Source organism: Fictibacillus sp. S7 (assembly GCF_004127935.1).
Lineage (GTDB): Bacteria > Bacillota > Bacilli > Bacillales > Fictibacillaceae > Fictibacillus_C > Fictibacillus_C enclensis.
Genome location: NZ_QJKL01000001.1, coordinates 4,349,625 through 4,367,176, shown reverse-complemented (window position 1 = coordinate 4,367,176; position 17,552 = coordinate 4,349,625). Strand labels below are relative to the sequence as shown.

The following is a 17,552-nucleotide window of genomic DNA, read 5'->3' as shown; positions in this document are numbered from 1 at the left end:
AAACAGAGATATGCCCTTGTTCAAATGCACCAAAAGAGAAATCTCTTCCTGGCAATACATCTATTAGATAGATATGTACACCGATTATTAAATTGCAAAAAAATAATACTTCTCCAAACTTTCTTCATAAATAATTAGTACAATGATAGGTATGTGGTTTTTATGCAGGTTGGAGGTTTTTCAATATGATTTTGTAGCTTGAATATTATCGCTTGATAATCTTAAAATGTGTGACTTCAATTTGGTCCTTGGGATAATTTGATAAAATATTAAGATTAAAAAAATTTTTAAGGAGCAAATACATGTTTTATTTTGGGGCTTTTATCGCCTTAGCACTCGATCAAATTATAAAATTATTGGTAAGAAGAAACGTAAATGTAGGAGAGTCTATTTCAATTGTAAGGGATTTTATTTATATAACACCTCATAGAAATCCAGGGGCTGCTTTGGGAATTTTTGCTGGCCATCGTTGGTTTCTAACATTTCTTACTCTGGCGATAGTAATGATCGTAATTTATGTAGTGAAGAAAGGAAATAACAGATTATTACGAATTGGTGGTGCTTTATTTATCGGTGGAGCATTAGGTAATGTATTGGATCGTATATACTTTGGACAGGTTTTTGACTTTCTAAATGTTCGAATCATCAATTACCACATTTTTAATACTGCCGATGTTGAATTGATATTTGGAGTAGGTATTATAGTTTTAGTAACTAGTTTAAGAGATACAAAAGGAAAACATCTATGATAATCTAAGATGTAAAGACGCAATAACAATTAGCGAATTTCAAAAGATTACCTTTCACTTTTGCAGCATGTTTAATCATTAACACGCCTTCTCATGAATAAGCAAATAGTAAAAAAGATAAAAACCGGTATTCCTGTGGGATCACCGGTTTTTAAACAACTTTTATATAATTTTTTATCCAACGACTACCATAAACGAAAATTAACTGCGATCCTGTCTTCAGCATTTGTACAATAACAAAACCACCATAAGGCAATTCAACTGCATTGGCCTAAATCAGCCTAGTTTTGAAACCCAACTTTCATCATAAATTGTATCAATATAACGGTCTCCTCGATCAGGGAATAAAGTTACAATATTTGTATATGAGTCTAATGTAGGTAAAAGTTGTTTAATTGCAGCCACAGCCGATCCTGATGAACCGCCGGCAAACATCCCTTCTCTCAGTAATAATTCCCTGCATCCTTCCACTGATTCTTTGTCATTAACATAAATCACTTCGTCTATTTCATTGATATTTAATATCTCAGGAACACGACTGGCTCCGAATCCCGGAATTTCCCGAGGACCAGAAGGTGCGTTAAATATTACCGATCCAACCGCATCCACAGCAATAACTTTAAGATCAGGATATTTTTCTTTAAGTCTTCTACTAGTTCCCATAATGCTTCCTGTAGTACTAACCGGCATGACTAATAGATCGACTTTTTCATCTAATTGTTCTGCAATTTCAAAGCCCGTCCCAAAGTAATGCGCTCTCCAATTGTCTTCATTGGCATATTGGTTAATCCAATAACCATTCGGTAGCTCTTGCAGAAGTTTCTTTACCATATGAATTCTTGACTTCAGGTACCCACCTTGATCATCTTTCTCCTCTACCATCACAACGTTAGCTCCTAAAGTTTTGAGGATTTTCAAGTTTGTTTTTGTTATTTTTGGATCTACTACACAAGTAAACGAAAGATGATAAAGACGAGATAACATGGCAAGCGCTATTCCTAGATTGCCTGAACTACTTTCAATAATATGAGAATTGGCACCTATATCACCGTTTTTTATACCTTGTTCAATAAAAAAGCGTGCCGGTCTATCTTTCATACTGCCTCCAGGATTCATATACTCCAGTTTGGCATTTACATTGATATGCTTTTCTGGGAACAACTTGTTTAGCCTGATAAGTGGAGTGTTTCCAATACAATCCTTAATACAATCTTGTATAGGTTGTGTTTTCATCTGGGTAGTAATCATACGAACGACCTCCTAGAATAGTTGTAAAAAGCGGTATCGATTTTATTAAGTTAAGCTTCAAACAGATATACCTCCTCAGGATACAATCGGAGGTTATTGTTCCAATTGGTACAAGCTTCTTCCCATTGGTTTTCACTTATTGATTGAGACATTAGAAATGATAATGGAATACGTAAGTTTAGAAGCCTTCCATTAACGCTAAATCTTGTTACCCCAGCGGGCAACACTTCGCCTGATGTAACAACTTCTTTAATGAATTGTAAACTGCAAGTGGGATATCGGAAACGTATCATGTTTTGCTGAAGTTTTTCTTTTGAAGATTGAGGTATACGCATTACTGAAAAGTGATTCGTGTAGGTTCCTACGACTTCATGCCAAAGTTGTACGCGTGTCGATGAGTCTTTATGATTTTTTTTCGGATAAATATAGGTATAGGAACCATCTTCTTTCAAAAATTCAGCTAAGGGTTCTTGATCGTTAGATTTTGTTGTGATTTCAATTTCGGGATGCTTATAAAGGGTTTCTATCCATGCTCCAATCGGTAACACATGATCCCATGCTTGAATCAGGATATCTGATGGATTAATAATCTGAATTGGAACTCTATAGCAACCCATTTGTTTTAAAGCGCTAATTCTATGAGCCCCATCCAAAATTAAATATTCACTTTGATTTAGTTGCAATCCGATTAAAGGATTTCTTAACACGTTTTCGTTACGGATCGAGTCGATTATTTTGCGCAAGCGAGCAGGCTCATACGGCTCATGAAGTAATACATTATCAGGATTTATCAGCTTGAGAGAAGAGACAATACTCAACTTCATACCTCCTTAATTTCAAGAGAGTCTATGATAGCTTAATTCCCATGTTTAGGTTGATAAGATTGGACTTTTAACAATAGGACAATTGGTAGTAGTATAAATAAACTTAGAGCTAACCAAAATTTATCAGTAGAATGAGTTTCGACGAAAAAATCATATAATAATCCTCCCGCCAGGTTACCTAACGAGCCACCCAGTGCCATGGCCATATTAGAAAATCCAAAATAGGCACCTAATGATTCTTTTGGAGCTATTTTTGCCACATAACTCTGAAACACAGGTAAAAAGATCATAGCTCCTATGGCAATTCCAGTTAAAGTTAAAACAAGAGTCCATAATTGACTTTCAATAGCATTCGGAAGAAGCATTGCTAATAAGACGAAATAACTAATGGTAAACAAATATTCAATCCTTCTTTTTTTTGTGTATAAAAGTAATGGCCATTGAAACAAAATTACAATTACGGTTACGTAGGAAAATATCCATCCGGAGGACCCGGATACTTTATCAGCAACAATTGGTATTGTTAGATATAATTGCTGATAAACAAAATGAAAAGGAATTAAACTAACTGTAAGTAGCATAAACTGTTTGTTTTTGACTATTTCTGTACTTTCTTGAATCCAAGAAGAAGATTTTCTAGGTATTGTAGTATGTGGGAGGAAAAATACTACAATACTTATGACAACAAACAGTACTCCTGCAAGCACACTTAGGATCATGAAGCTCTTTTCATTAAAATACAAGCCAGCTAAAGGACCTAACACGGTCCCTGTATTTTCCACTATATTCATAAGAGAAAATACTTCTTTGTGTCTTTCCCTTGGAGTTAATGCTGTTAAATTTGCCTTTAAAGCTGGACTGAATAAGGCACCTCCCAGACCTGTTAAAATTGCAGCTACTATAATTAACATGGGTTGAGTGGTTAAGCCGAATGATGCAAAACCTATCCCACGCATTATAAACCCACTCAATGCTGTTCTTTTAAATCCAATTCGATCAGCCAGAAACCCTCCTAATATCATCATGCCTTGTTGACTGATAATACGAATGGCAAGAATTAAACCTACAAAGCCAACTGAAAACCCGACTGTTTGATTAAAGTGGGTAGAAATAGTTGGAACAAACATAAAAAATGTAAAAAACGAAAGAAACTGCAACAAAAGAATGAGTATTGAAGGGACTCCCATATAATGTGGAAGTTCACCTTTATTGCTGGAGATCAGTTGCATTATCTTCACCACTTTACAATAGAATAAAAAGTTCCGATTCACCTCCTATGAATTTGCCTCTTACAGTAAGACAGCATAAAGGATAAATATCAAGAAACGGTGCACTATTGTTTACAGCAATGTAAAAGAAAATAAAAATAATCCCATAATTTTAACAAACTATAAGCATTTTCATACTAAAGTATTAACATATTCCATTTCCTGCATATAACTTAGGCCCTATTGCTTTCAAGGAAAATTGATACTCATGAAGAACAGAAACGAAATGAAGGGATAATTTGAATCGAGTATACTTATTCAGAAATGCCATTATAATAAAAAAAGCTTCATTATAGGAGACCACTGAAAAAGTGCTTCACAAACAAAAAGACATAACACCTCATTTATTTGAGGAGGCTATGCCTTTTTTCTGTAAATGGGGGGAAAAGATGTTTCCAAAATAACAATCCAAAGAATAAAAAGAGAAAAAAACTACCGGTATATAACTCCATTCAAAAAAAGTAAATTGATATCTCTATCTGAACAAATAAAACGCTTAGGCAATTCAAAAACCATAGCGTAATTTTCAACCTGTTATTTTCTTCTAAATTATTCTTTTTAAACACTTTTAATCCAGTTTCCAGATTAGAAGTAATCCTAGGTCCTGAAGGATCATGACCGTATTTCCAAACGTATTTTGGTTTTAATCCGAAAATACTGATATAATTATAAAATTGTGTACACCTTTTGTAAGTGCTCCAATATTAACGGATCACTGCTAATTTGGACGCATTTAGGGTGCCTAAACCTTAAGCTTTTTGATTTTTTATGTCTACAATAATAGCTCCCAAATCATATAATCATAAAAACAAAAATCTTTAAGAAAAAAGCCTAAAAAATAACGGATCCCTTCAGATACGTTATTTTAATTCCAATTAATTCAATTTTTTTGCACCTAGATATCGCGGCGCCCAATAAGGGTTTTTCATTGAGCTGATACTAACTCCTCTTGAAGAAGAACTATGAATAAACTCATTATTGCCTAGATATATACCAGCATGTGAAGCCCCTGGTTTATATGTCTCAAAGAAAACTAAATCGCCTACTTTAGGAGCGCTAATTTTTGTTCCTTTTAAATAGATACCGGCGACAGTCCTTGGAAGATCTATGTTGGAGGACTTCTGGTAAACATAGTTTAAATAACCACTACAATCAAAGCCCTTCGGAGATTGTCCACCCCAAACGTATTGAACTCCAATATATTTTTTGGCTGTTGAGATTAATGCAGAAGTATTTTGTGTAGCTATCCGAGGGCTATTAGGAGCATTTCCAAGACCTAATGCTTTAAATGTATTTTTCCCAACGATACCATCTGCTTTTAATCCTTTTGCTTTTTGCAGCCTTTTAACTGCATCTCTTGTATAAGTTCCAAAATATGTAGTGTTTTTGCTATATGTATAATATCCTTTGCTTTTCAATTTTTGCTGTAACTGTTTAACATCGCTATGTGACATACCATATTTTAATGTTTGATCTCCTAGAGCTGCTTTCCCAATAATTGGATTAGCCACTAGAATTCCTGCTACTGTTAGTCCCATAATTAATTTTTTCATACTTATTATCCCCCAAAAAGCTATTTTATTAGTTAACTTAATTCTATCAACTAATTATTTCAGTACCGTTTTGGTAAGATTACTTTGATATTACAAATTTGTGCAGAAAATGTGTATTTTCGACTAATTTCCAAATAAATGGATGATAATCGTCATCCATTTACAACATTAAATTTAAGACAGTCAATGAAAAAAACATATTTTTGGCACAAAAAAAGAGGTGCATCTGTACATCTGCACTTCTTTTTCCGTTTATTATTTTTAGAGGGTAATAATTAATTCGTTTAATGTTTGAAAGGTATTATTTATGTCATTTTTTGTAGGTGATCGCTTGTTTCCCCATTTGTTCCCAACCTGCTTTAAAGTTCCTTTTTGCTATTTTTCGGTTTTTCTCATTTGTTAAGGGGTCATTAAAGTAAATATATTTTGCGTCATAACCGGTTATTAAAACACTATGCTCCTTCATGGTAATATTAACCTTCCCAGATGGAGTATGCCATGTCTTCCAATACTGAGATGGGATTTTATTAAACATAACATTGTTGATTGCCCATATAGGTGTCCCTTTATCTAGATATTTGTATATTTTTTCAAAATTAGAACCTGAAAAATCGATAATTTTATTTGGTAAATAAAGGTTAGCTAATTGTGCAATAGGCTTATGATATACACCATATCCGGGTTTATTAAACGTATACATATTACCTACAAATCCAGTATTCGGATTGCCAAAATATATTCTTCCACTTTTTTTCGAATATGGTGTTGGATCCTTTTTAATCTTTTCCGCAAGTGTCATTTTAGAAACATTAATACCGGTATATTGTAGCATCATAGCCAAAGATGTGACCTCACATCCTCTTGGAAGTTCAGGCATTTGAGATATTAGTGGTGTGTTTAGTAGTACTTTTTTATTTAAAGTAAGAATAGTTGAGCTCGCCCATCCAATTCTTTTGTTAGGCATTTCAATTTGATACCATTTTTCTTTACTAATATTAGCAACATATCCTTTGCTTTGAACGTTTGTTCCTTTTTTATACTGAGTAAGGATTTTATACTGTGTTCCTGGACCACTTCTAATGTTACCTATAGAGGGAGTAATTATAAAGGTTTGACGATACTTAGTAATGTTAGAAGCATTAGCCGTTTGAAGTTTATTTGGAAATTGAATTAGCATTAGACATAAAACTACAATAGTCATACACCATCTTTTATTCATAAAGGTACTCCTCTCATTATTCATCAAAAGTGTGCATTAATTAACACTCCTAAACATACAAAGGGGACTACTGATCTGAGTGTGTAGGCTTCTTTCAGAACGTTTACAGCATAAACTCGCTCTATTTCGTTTCACTTAAAACGCCATTACTTAAATTTGTTTAATTTATCAATCCCCTTTTATAAACCTTAAAGTACGCCGTAGGGACTAATCCAGCTAAATAGCAGCAAAAAGCAAGAGTTAGTTTTCTAATTCTTCTCTTTTAATATATACAACCTCTTTCTGTATTCATCTTCATTAACTTCCCCTCAAGCATAACCGGCTCTAAGGGTATTTATGGCCGTATATTCTTGATTCTCTTTTTTCAGAGCTGCTTGTATTACAATATAGACACTTGCTACTAGATCAAAAAAGTAAAATACCCAATATACAAATTGTTATCATACTCGATATTCCACTCATATGCATTTGATCCATCATTTTTTAATCCTCATTCCTACGAGATTTATTAATACTTTAATATTGAGCAAAAAATTATTTTGAATACCTGGTACAGTGTATTATTTCTAATCTTATAAGAAAATGGTGCAGAAATCGTGCAGGAATATAGAAAAAAATACAGTCAAATGACTGTATCACATCAGTTTCCGCTAACCTTTTCTACTTTCCAGTAGTAATCGCTTATAGCGTCTGCCACCGCCTCTGCTGTGTTATATAATTCCTCAAAGGTATTATCAACACCACCCATTTCAATAATTATGGAATTGTTTGAAAGATCTTGGTTATAAATACCGTTAGTCCCTCTAGACTTCTTTTTACTAATAATCCCTCGACTTAAACCCTTGTATTTATTTTCAATAATGGTATTTAACTCTCTAGCCATCTGTTCATTTTTTTCATAATTTGGATTTCCTTCTCCAATGACGAAAAAGATTCGTGCGTAAGTTTTCCCATTTATAGTTGTTGTCGTAGTTTGTCTTCTTGCATTGTCCCGATGTAAGTCAAAAAAGAAATTTAAGTTCTTATTTTGAGCCATTGCTGTCTCGACAATGGTTCTCGACATTGGATATGCCTTATAATAATTTGTATTGTTTTTACGAAGTAAGTCTGCCATATCCGTCGTATCAACAGCTGTTCCAATTCCCCTCTTTTCTAATTCTTCACCTAGGCGTTTACCAACCATAGTTATATTTACCTTAGAATGTATAGATTTATCTACATCGGTGACTCCTTTTAAATGAGGTAAAAAAGATTCCCAACTGTGAGTATGATAGATGAACGCAACTTTCTTTCCATTCGTTGAATGTAATGGTGGATTGGTATCTGTTGTGTTTTGATTTGTGGGTGTCTGAATATCCTTAACAGGCGCATCTTCCAAACTTTTCAAAAGTTTCATTTGAGGTACAGACTCTACTGTTAAATTAGAGTAGTTTGTGCCCTCTCCCGCTACGAGAATAGTGGAGTCATATAGAGAAAAACCAGGTAGTTCTCTTCCTAACAAACTGCGATTATCCCCAGGCTTGATGTTTGTGGCGAGTTCAAAAAGAACATTAGAGATTTTTGGCGGCCTGCTTTCTTTGGGTAGCAATTGTGTATAGTAACCGTTTTCTAAACCCATCAAATAAACTAAAGCCTCGCCCGAAAATGTATTTAGCCATGTATTAAGTGTGGAAGATGAGAGTTTATATTTTTCCTCAAATGATGTAATGATAATGATGGAAACGACCAAAAATGTAAGTAAACCTGCAACAGAAACAAAAATTTTCCTAAAGCCGGCATGCTCATAATTCATGGCTTTCTACTTCCTCTCTATTAAATCATTTGCTAAAAGATATGTATGATATCATGGAAGTAGAATTAGAAAATATTATTTTTAAAAGTTTAAGATTTTTGAAGTACATAGATCCAGTAAGCTGCACCACTAATAAATCCAATAAGAATCAATGAAAAAAACAGTAAGTGATCTAAGATTTTCCGCTATGTTTCCTTCCCTACTCTATTATTTTAAAACATAAAATTACATCACTCTTCTATATACAGATGAACGACTCCTGTTTTGGAGTTTTGTATGGCGGATTCGCAATAAATAAATTAGAAACAAAAGAAAAATAAAGTATAGGAATGTAAAGATTTCCGCTAACTTTCCATATAACTTTGATTTCCCTTTTGCTTTATTGTCCTCTATTTTTTGTTTTTGAATCTGTCTTTTTTTAAGATGATACCGTAATAAAACTTTTTTATTATCACCTTTAGCCATAAATAGGCCAGATTTATTCACTTCAAAATTTACCTGCTCATTTAATCCACTGGTAAACTGTAGGTCTCTATCTAAAACGTAGTCCTTTGTAACATCCTTCAAATCATGTTGTGTTATATGATTAGTTTTAAAATGTGAAAATCCATAATCAAATAGTTTTACAGTATCTTCATATGTTGCGTTCCGATGATGGCGCTTTTAAAGTGACAGATATAAGCTCAGTACCGCCGCGTTTTGCAGAAGTAACAAGTGTGCTACCAGATTCATCAACATATCCATTTTTCCCTCCATTAACCCCTTCATATCTCCATAAAAGTTTATTATGATTATATAAAGTTGTTTTCCATCCTTCACCATTCCACCGAAGTTCCTTGATACCTACAATTTCGCGAAATGTTTTATTTTTCATGGCATATTGTGTAATCTTGGCCATGTCATATGCCGTAGTCTGATGATCAGGGTCAAATAAGCCATGAGGATTTGTAAAATTACTGCTTTTAACGCCGATTTTTTCCTTTGCAGTACGGTTCATTAATTTACTAAAATCCTTTACATTACCTGATACATGTTCAGCTATTGCGATGGCTGCATCATTCCCTGAGTTTATTAATAAACCCTGTATTAACTTTTTTAGTGGCACTCTTTCGCCTTCTTCTAAATATACCCTCGTCCCGTCAACTTCCCGTGCCTTTGCCGACCGTCACAGTGTCATTTAAATTACTTCTTTCGATTGCGATAATGGCAGTCAAAATTTTTGTAATGCTAGCTGGATACATTTTTTTTTGACTTTGTTTTTCAAAAAGGATTTCTCCAGTCGCAGCATCTATTAGGATCACGGATTCACTCTTCAAATTTTTAATAGTATTTTCCTCTGCAGCGAAGGAAAGTGGAAAAAGAAACATTAGTAATTCAATAAAAATCAATAAAAGAGCTGCTATGAAAATATTTCCAAATACTCTATTCATACGATAAACACCTCAGGTAGCCATATAATTTGTAATTTTACAGTTTAATTATCAAATTTTTGTGCAGTGGCCATTGATAATCGTTTAACTCTAAGAAAAAAATGGACTTAAAAATGTTTTACTAAACAAAAAGGCAAATCTTTATAAATGAAGATCTGCCTTTATCTTTCCTATTAATTTTCGTCGTTAACTTCTTGTAAGTACCGAATTACAGATGGATCGGACTCACACGGCAAGTTAAAGTTCTGCTGATACTGTTCGTGTCCTTTTCCAGTTATAAACACCCAATCGCCTGTATCCGCAAAATCCCAAGCATATTGAATCGCCTTAGTACGATCAGGTATAATCAGGATCTCTTTGTCCACGAATTCCGAACGAAGGTTCTCAAGTTGATTAATCATTTCGTTTTGAGATATACCATTTAAATCATCAAGGGTAAGAATAACTATAGAACTTAAGGAAGTAGAGACTCGAATAATCTCCTTTCTTTTCGAGATATCACGATTCCCTCGAAACCCTAGAATGTGAATAATGCGATTAAATTGTTGCATTTTGGCGGTTAACAAACAATATTCAATCGCATCAGCCGTGTGCGCGTAATCCACTATAAAGATTGCGCCCCTTTTATGTGTATATCGCTCAAACCTTCCTGGAACTCCTTTAAATGAAGGTAATGTATTATTAATGTTTTCTTGCTTATAGCCCATTTCATGACAAGTTAAGATGGCCGTTAAGGTATTCCATATATTATGCTCGCCTGCAAGCGGAATCTTGACCTGATGGAGAACTTGTTCTATTTGGTATTGGGCAATGGAATGATACTCTGCACAAATCCTCTTTAATTGAAGTTCATCATGAGGATACCTTCCGACTGTATGGGTAGGAACCGACTCTTTTATCAGGAAATCCTGCATTTTTCCTCCCCATTCATTATCAGTCACTACAATAGCCTTTCCATTTGGCTTGAGATGTTGGAATAGTCTAGATTTAACTTGAAAGTAGTCCCACATATTATCATGAAAATCAAGATGGTCATGACTAAGGTTAGTAAAAATAGCGTAATCAAAAAAAATACCTTCAATCCTTTGTTGCTGAATTCCATGAGAAGATACTTCCATAATAACGATTTCGTCCTGACTTATGTCTAATAATCTGTTTAATTCAATCGAATCAGGTGTTGTGTTCTTTGAGTTTAACTGTTGATTATTGATCATATTATGGACAGTACCAATTAAAGAACAGGTTTTACCCATCTTTTCTAATATATGTTTTAACAAAAACGCTGTAGTTGTTTTTCCGTTTGTACCAGTTATTCCAATCATTGTATGTTTTCTGTGGGGGTAGCCATAAAAGCAGTTAGCCAATTCTGCTAAAGCTTTTCGGCTATCGCTTACTCTTATATATGGAACATTTAAATTCCTAATGCGTTGTTCACCCAAAACGGCGACCGCTCCAGCTTCAACGGCCTGGTCAATAAACGCATGTCCATCTACCTCGAACCCTTCAACAGCAATAAATAAATCACCGTTCGTGACCTGTTTAGAATTCATTTGAATACCTTTTATGTCGGGTAAAGGAGTGTATGGGTAGTTAGCGCCTATGGCTTCTAATAAAACTTCGAGTTTCATATACTTGATGCTCCTTTACTATGCGCTTCAATTTATTTTCCGGTTGTACTGTTACCACTTTTAACAATTTGTTTCCAATCATGTTCGGTTCCTTTATAAACATCCTTTTTATAAGTGGCAAATGCGTATTCCTGCGAACGTGACGGATTTTGTGCTATAAATGCAATCGCATCTTCGGACATTGGGGGTACTTTAATTTGTTTCGTACTTTCATTTTTAAGATTGATTTCACTTAATGTAGCTTTCACTTCAAATCCTCCAACTAATAAAGAGTTGTTAAAGGTAAAGGAAAGAGCGGTGATTTGTGGTTTACTATATAAAACTTTAAAGGTTTTTCCAAAGTCATTTGAGATCAGAACAGTATCCTTAGTGCTAACGGAAACCACCGAATTTTTATCTGGATGTACTGCAAAACCCGTCGGTTCATCATCTACGCCAGTCATTTTACTTTTTTTCCAAGACTTCGCACCATCTAATGAATAATAAAGACCTGCAGAGTCCATTTTAGAGTTAGGTTGGGGGGTGTACGCATAAAGCGCATGGTTATTAAAACCAGCTGCAAACAAATGAAAATCCGATTCTCCTTCCAAACCTAACGTGTTCACTGACTTCCCTTTATCACTACTCCTTATTATTCCCAATGGGTTCGGTTTGCTGCTACCCGCAGCGGGATGCCCACTACTATAGAAACCGTCGTTAACCATGGCAAAGCCCATATAATCGTTTTTTTCACCCGGCCCATCCTTCCATTCGCCCGCGCTGAATTCTTTTATTCCATCATGAGCCGGTATCAAGATTTCATTTCCGTTCTTTGTATATCCGATTCCATGAATGTCCTCAAATGAGACGTCAGAATCTTTTTTAGACAGAAAGTAAAAACAGATTCCAGCAATAAGTAAAGTCAGTAAAATAATCCAAACTAACTTGGAAAAGCGATTATGAGTTATTGTTCTTGTCTTGTTGTTCAATAAAAATACCCCTTCCTTCTCATAAAAAGAGAAAAACCTCGGCTGAGGTTTTTCTATTCAGTAATGTTATTTACTTTCCCCTTATCCTTATAAAACTCTTTAAAATTTTTGTACTTAACCATGGTCATCATACCAGCTGAGGCGTGGTGTAGGTCATGGCAATGAAACATCCAGTTTCCAGGATTATCGGCTACAAATGCGACTTCATACGTTTCTCCTGGTTTTACATTCAGTGTATCCTTCATTAACGGTGCACCTTTTACAGGTTTTCCATTTTTACTTAATACCTGAAAGAAATGACCATGTAGATGCATTGGATGATCTGAATTATCCATGCTTGTATTTTTCAGGGTAACCTTTACTTTATCCCCTTTATTAACTTGTAAATTTTTTGTTTTTGGATAAGTTTTATCATTAATAGTGTATACCATTTCACCTGACTTCATTTTTGTACCGAGATCCATTGCATACTCTAAATCAAAACTGTCATTTAAAGACAATTCACCAGGCTTTGGTTTACCCAATTGATCTAACTTTACTTCACCCGATTCCTTTGAATGAGAAATTGGAGTATTGTTCCCAGGTTTCCCTTGCACATTAATTCTCATATCCTTTGCCGCCTTCATATTACCATGGCAATCAATCGTGAAGTTTTCCCCAGTTGCAGTGAATTCAATATCATAACGTTCACCTGGAGCAACTGACAACACTTTGTTGGTTTGGTCGGATGGCTGATTTACAGGCTGACCATCCACATTCGTAATTTTATACACTATTGGCACATGGATTTTATGAGACATGTAACCAGCATTAATAAAACGCAGTTTAACTTTTTCTCCCTTTTTTGCTATCACGGGCTTCCTGTTGTCAAACGTTTTGCCGTTTACAGTATAAATATCATAAGAAGACATGTCATGATCCATTCCACTCATGGAAGATGAGTTATCTTCTTTTGAATTGTCCTTGGTATCGTCCATTCCATTCATTTCGTCTTTTTTTCCCATATCCATGTTGGAATGATCCATACCTTCCATCTTATCTTTACTTTTCTTATCACCACCACTCATATTCATTCCCGAATGGTCCATGCCTTCCATATCTGAATCTTTCTTTTCTTTAGATTCCCATTCATCAAGCACGAGGGCATAATCCCGATCATATTTCATGTCTTCTTTTGATTCAACAATGAACGCTCCATATAATCCTTTGTCCACTTGGTTTACACTGTCTTGGTGACTGTGATACCAATAGGTACCAGGAGTATCTGCCACGAATTTATACGTATATTCTTGCCCGGGTTCAACTGCGTCCTGTGTTACCCCAGGTATTCCATCTTGTGTGTTAGAAACAGGTACGCCGTGCCAATGGATACTTACGGGCTTAGGAAGAGTATTTTTTAGTGTTACTTTAATTGCCTCTCCTTCCTTGATACGTATCTCCCTACCTGGCACAGAACCATCATATGTCCAAGCATCGATTGTCTTATCTTTTCTTAATTCCCACTTTTGCTCTCTCGCTGTAAGATTTACTTCTCTAACCTTTTTCCCTTCAAGCTTTTCCGCTTTAGCCATTACTTTTGGACCTACTGAAGTTTCAGTTTTGCTACCGCTGTTTTCATTATTGGTAGCTTTATTAGTACAAGCTGCTAAAACAATCAATAATGCTATAAAAACACCAGAAAACAACCATTTTTTGTTCATGGTTCTCCCTCCTCATAAATATATAATACAAATAAATTATGCAAAAACTGTGGAATTTACCTGAACTGGCATATCCAAAATAGGAGTACTCATAAATTGAATTAATATAATGGACAAGGAGGAAAGCATGTCAATATATATTTTGAGCGTTTTATCTGTGAGTACAGCAATCGTGTTTATATCCACCTTTTTTTGTAAGCCGGTTAAAGAAAAAATGAGTCATATGGTGTTTGTTATGGCTTATAGTATGTGTTTTGGGATGGCGATTGGATTTTATTTAGGATTAATTTTCCAAAAAGATTTGCTCCTTGCAACTGTGGCTTCTATGTGGGTTAGTGGATTAGTTGGTTTGCTTATTGGACTTAAAATCCATCTACATTCCATGATGGAAGGTTTTTTTTCCGGTTTAATGGCAGGAATGATGGGAGCTATGTTATCCGCGATGTTATCAGTCAATCAAGCACATTTTTTAATTATGATAAGTGTCCTTTTAACCGTTGGATTTGGATTTCTATGTTCGTTGCATTTTCTATCTAACTCATTTGTTAACTTTATAGAAAAATACTTTTATCTTTTTTTAATTTCCTGTTGTATCACCTTATTTGTTGTTTATGTAACTTTTCCAGCATCTTTTTTAAAGGCTGAGGATTCTTTAGCAAAATCCACATCAAAATATTCATCTCATCTAAATGATGAAAAACAAAAGAAGTCAGGCCCTAATTTCAAGGATGAGATACTTGTAAATTGGGATATAAATATTAACAACAACGAATATCAATCTTCCCAACAAGAATTAAGAAAGAATGTAAAAGTAACGCTTTCGTTAACCAACTTCGATTCCATTGAGCATGACATTGAAATTTCTCCGTTTATCTTTGAGCCATTCAATGAACGTATTAAAACCATTGCATCACACCAACATGGTAATAATATTGAAAAACAAGAACATAGTATTTTACATCTCCATACAGAACCAGAGAGTACCAATAAACTCACTTTTGTGCCGAAAGTATCTGGAACGTATCAATATTATTGTACAATACCAGGCCATAAAGAACTCGGTATGATCGGAATCATACGTATTTCTAATTGAAAAAAAGAGCAAGTTTAACTAAACTTGCTCAACTCTATCTGGTATAAACTTCTATAGGATTCTCTTCTTTTTGATTGAAAGTACCTGAAGAAAAATGATACTTCTTTTCAATAAAAATCTGATGCCAAATCATGAACGTAAACACGGTCCAAAGTTTACGGCTATTATCTTTCTTACCTAATTGGTGTTCCTTCAATAAATTCAACAAAAAGACCTTGTCAAACAGATACTCAGTCTCACTTTGATTAATTAGAAGGTAGGCCCAATCAGACAACTCATTTTTAAGCCAATGTCTTATAGGGACCGGAAAACCTAACTTTTTACGATATAAAACCGAATCAGGCACGATTCCCTCCATCGCTTTTCTTAAAGTGTACTTAGTCGTTTTATTCGCTATGGTTCTAGATGGATCAAGCTTAGAAGCAATTTTAAATACTTCTTTATCTAAAAACGGAACCCTGAGTTCCAGCGAATTGGCCATTGTCATCTTATCCGCTTTTACTAAAATGTCTCCGCGTAGCCAGGTATGCATATCAATGTATTGCATTTTATGCACATCTTGATAATGATCAACTTGTTGATAAAGGGATTTGGTTATGTTTTGATAACCCCATTCTTGTTTATATCCCTTTAAGATCGTTCTTTTTTCTTCTTCAGTAAACATCTTAGCATTTCCGACGTATCTTTCTTCTAAGCTCATCGTACCACGTTCAAGGAAGCTTTTTCCTTTCGTAGAATCTGGCAAAAGTTTAGCTAATTTTGAAATTGCAGTGTTTATATCATTGGGCAGATAATTAAAGTATTTTAAAGAATACGGTTCGTGGTATATATTGTAACCCCCAAACAGTTCATCTGCGCCTTCACCTGATAAAACCACAGTAACATGCTTCCTTGCTTCTCTTGCCACAAAATAAAGGGGTATAGCAGCAGGATCTGCCACAGGTTCATCTAAATGCCAAATAATTTTAGGCAATTCCTTAATAAACTCCTCAGGTTTAACAATATAGTGAATATTTTCTACATTTAATTCAGCCGCGGTTTGCTTGGCAACATCAATTTCACTAAAACCGTCCCGATCAAATCCTACAGTAAAAGTTTTTAGATTTGGATGAAATTCCTTAGCAAGCGCAACAATACTCGATGAATCGATTCCTCCTGATAAGAAAGCACCTACTGGAACATCGCTTCGCATATGGATTTTCACAGACTCACGTAAAGTATCCCGTATTTCTTGAATTTGCAGATGCAACGGCTGATTCTTTGGTTTAAACCTAGGTTCCCAATATTTCTTTATTTTCATAGATTGTCCTATTTTTTTGGTAAAGAAGTGACCTGGTTCTAATCGTTTGATCTTACGTGATAAGGTATGGGGTTCAGGAACGTATTGGAAGGTAAGGTAATGTTGTAGAGCTTCTTTATTAAATTCTCCGCCAGTAGAAGCCAGAAGGATACTTTTCTTTTCTGAGGCACAATAAAACTTATCCTGCTCCTCTAAATAAAAAAATGGTTTTATGCCAAAGTTGTCTCTGGCACCAAATAACTCCTCTTTTTCTTTATCCCATATAATAAAACTAAACATTCCTCTTAAATCATTAACTGCTTTTTCTCGTTTGTAACTATATAAAGCTAGTACAACTTCTGTATCTGATGCTGTTTGAAAACTATATCCTATGCCTTTTAATTCGTCTCTTAATTCTAGATAGTTGTAAATTTCACCATTAAAGACAATCCAGTACCGATCATCCTCATAACCTAGTGGCTGTTTACCGTTTTCAATATCGATAATACTTAACCTTCTAAATCCTAATCGTACGTGATCGTCGAAATAATAACCCACGTCATCTGGTCCTCTATGTGAAATGATGTTGGTCATATTCATAAATTGTTGAACATCATCATTATTACCCTGCATGGGAGAACTGCCTAATAGACCTATAAAACCGCACATGACAAAACCCACCTTTTTCAAATATACTCTAATAAAAAAATCTATTAAAAACCTGCTAAATAAACATTGTTGTAAAATATCTACATTTTTTAACTCCCACCTGCTTAATAAATGTTAGAAAGTCTTAAAAAT

Annotated in this window: 15 protein-coding genes; 2 read left to right on the top strand and 13 right to left on the bottom strand. The window is 34.6% G+C overall.

Annotated elements, in window-relative coordinates:
- Positions 1 to 266 precede the first annotated feature (266 nt).
- Positions 267 to 749: a signal peptidase II gene (gene lspA, locus DMO16_RS22185; protein WP_277873783.1), complete on the top strand. Its 483-nt coding sequence runs from the start codon at positions 267 to 269 to the stop codon at positions 747 to 749.
- A gap of 276 nt (positions 750 to 1,025) precedes the next feature.
- On the opposite strand, the gene sbnA is transcribed toward lspA, so the two are convergent.
- The 12 genes from sbnA to DMO16_RS22135 all read right to left on the bottom strand — a co-directional run bounded on the left by sbnA (position 1,026) and on the right by DMO16_RS22135 (position 14,379).
- Positions 1,026 to 1,997, bottom strand: a complete 972-nt coding sequence (gene sbnA / locus DMO16_RS22180) for a 2,3-diaminopropionate biosynthesis protein SbnA (RefSeq protein WP_129480074.1) — start codon at positions 1,995 to 1,997, stop codon at positions 1,026 to 1,028.
- A 50-nt stretch (positions 1,998 to 2,047) separates the two neighbouring features.
- A complete protein-coding gene (locus tag DMO16_RS22175; RefSeq protein WP_164988994.1) occupies positions 2,048 to 2,815 on the bottom strand; it encodes a ParB N-terminal domain-containing protein in 768 nt (255 codons plus the stop codon).
- Between the two features lie 38 nt (positions 2,816 to 2,853).
- The gene (locus DMO16_RS22170) at positions 2,854 to 4,050 is read right to left on the bottom strand and encodes an MFS transporter (RefSeq protein WP_129480072.1); all 1,197 of its coding nucleotides are present in this window, start codon (positions 4,048 to 4,050) and stop codon (positions 2,854 to 2,856) included.
- 914 nt (positions 4,051 to 4,964) lie between these two features.
- Positions 4,965 to 5,642, bottom strand: coding sequence for a C40 family peptidase (locus DMO16_RS22165; protein WP_129480071.1), 678 nt, complete (start codon positions 5,640 to 5,642; stop codon positions 4,965 to 4,967).
- Positions 5,643 to 5,952: 310 nt separating this feature from the next.
- On the bottom strand, positions 5,953 to 6,861 hold the full coding sequence (locus tag DMO16_RS22160; RefSeq protein WP_164988993.1) for a C39 family peptidase: 909 nt from the start codon (positions 6,859 to 6,861) through the stop codon (positions 5,953 to 5,955).
- A 640-nt stretch (positions 6,862 to 7,501) separates the two neighbouring features.
- The gene (gene spoIIP / locus DMO16_RS22155) at positions 7,502 to 8,653 is read right to left on the bottom strand and encodes a stage II sporulation protein P (RefSeq protein WP_129480069.1); all 1,152 of its coding nucleotides are present in this window, start codon (positions 8,651 to 8,653) and stop codon (positions 7,502 to 7,504) included.
- Positions 8,654 to 8,878: 225 nt separating this feature from the next.
- Positions 8,879 to 9,220: a hypothetical protein gene (locus DMO16_RS25065; protein ID WP_241840632.1), complete on the bottom strand. Its 342-nt coding sequence runs from the start codon at positions 9,218 to 9,220 to the stop codon at positions 8,879 to 8,881.
- A gap of 67 nt (positions 9,221 to 9,287) precedes the next feature.
- Positions 9,288 to 9,758 carry a D-alanyl-D-alanine carboxypeptidase family protein gene (locus tag DMO16_RS25285; RefSeq protein WP_277873775.1) on the bottom strand — a complete coding sequence of 157 codons (471 nt, stop codon included), beginning with the start codon at positions 9,756 to 9,758 and terminating at the stop codon, positions 9,288 to 9,290.
- Positions 9,759 to 9,792: 34 nt separating this feature from the next.
- A complete protein-coding gene (locus DMO16_RS25280; protein ID WP_277873774.1) occupies positions 9,793 to 10,083 on the bottom strand; it encodes a D-alanyl-D-alanine carboxypeptidase in 291 nt (96 codons plus the stop codon).
- 173 nt (positions 10,084 to 10,256) lie between these two features.
- Positions 10,257 to 11,711, bottom strand: a complete 1,455-nt coding sequence (locus tag DMO16_RS22145) for a UDP-N-acetylmuramoyl-L-alanyl-D-glutamate--2,6-diaminopimelate ligase (protein ID WP_129480068.1) — start codon at positions 11,709 to 11,711, stop codon at positions 10,257 to 10,259.
- A 32-nt stretch (positions 11,712 to 11,743) separates the two neighbouring features.
- Positions 11,744 to 12,679, bottom strand: a complete 936-nt coding sequence (locus DMO16_RS22140; RefSeq protein WP_129480067.1) for a F510_1955 family glycosylhydrolase — start codon at positions 12,677 to 12,679, stop codon at positions 11,744 to 11,746.
- A gap of 53 nt (positions 12,680 to 12,732) precedes the next feature.
- Entirely contained in the window at positions 12,733 to 14,379 is a 1,647-nt protein-coding gene (locus DMO16_RS22135; RefSeq protein WP_129480066.1) for a multicopper oxidase family protein, read from the bottom strand.
- A 127-nt stretch (positions 14,380 to 14,506) separates the two neighbouring features.
- On the opposite strand from DMO16_RS22135, the gene DMO16_RS22130 reads away from it, so the two are divergent.
- Positions 14,507 to 15,472 carry a plastocyanin/azurin family copper-binding protein gene (locus tag DMO16_RS22130; RefSeq protein WP_164988992.1) on the top strand — a complete coding sequence of 322 codons (966 nt, stop codon included), beginning with the start codon at positions 14,507 to 14,509 and terminating at the stop codon, positions 15,470 to 15,472.
- A gap of 34 nt (positions 15,473 to 15,506) precedes the next feature.
- Here DMO16_RS22130 and asnB read toward each other — a convergent pair whose 3' ends face one another.
- Positions 15,507 to 17,420, bottom strand: coding sequence for an asparagine synthase (glutamine-hydrolyzing) (gene asnB / locus DMO16_RS22125; protein WP_129480064.1), 1,914 nt, complete (start codon positions 17,418 to 17,420; stop codon positions 15,507 to 15,509).
- Between the last annotated feature and the right edge of the window lie 132 nt (positions 17,421 to 17,552).

Coding starts and splice junctions, on each gene's coding strand:
- sbnA (WP_129480074.1), bottom strand. CDS start 1,997: ATGATTACTACCCAGATGAAAACACAACCTATACAAGATTGTATTAAG.
- DMO16_RS22170 (WP_129480072.1), bottom strand. CDS start 4,050: ATGCAACTGATCTCCAGCAATAAAGGTGAACTTCCACATTATATGGGA.
- DMO16_RS22165 (WP_129480071.1), bottom strand. CDS start 5,642: ATGAAAAAATTAATTATGGGACTAACAGTAGCAGGAATTCTAGTGGCT.
- DMO16_RS22160 (WP_164988993.1), bottom strand. CDS start 6,861: ATGAATAAAAGATGGTGTATGACTATTGTAGTTTTATGTCTAATGCTA.
- spoIIP (WP_129480069.1), bottom strand. CDS start 8,653: ATGAATTATGAGCATGCCGGCTTTAGGAAAATTTTTGTTTCTGTTGCA.
- DMO16_RS25280 (WP_277873774.1), bottom strand. CDS start 10,083: ATGAATAGAGTATTTGGAAATATTTTCATAGCAGCTCTTTTATTGATT.
- DMO16_RS22145 (WP_129480068.1), bottom strand. CDS start 11,711: ATGAAACTCGAAGTTTTATTAGAAGCCATAGGCGCTAACTACCCATAC.
- DMO16_RS22135 (WP_129480066.1), bottom strand. CDS start 14,379: ATGAACAAAAAATGGTTGTTTTCTGGTGTTTTTATAGCATTATTGATT.
- DMO16_RS22130 (WP_164988992.1), top strand. CDS start 14,507: ATGTCAATATATATTTTGAGCGTTTTATCTGTGAGTACAGCAATCGTG.
- asnB (WP_129480064.1), bottom strand. CDS start 17,420: ATGTGCGGTTTTATAGGTCTATTAGGCAGTTCTCCCATGCAGGGTAAT.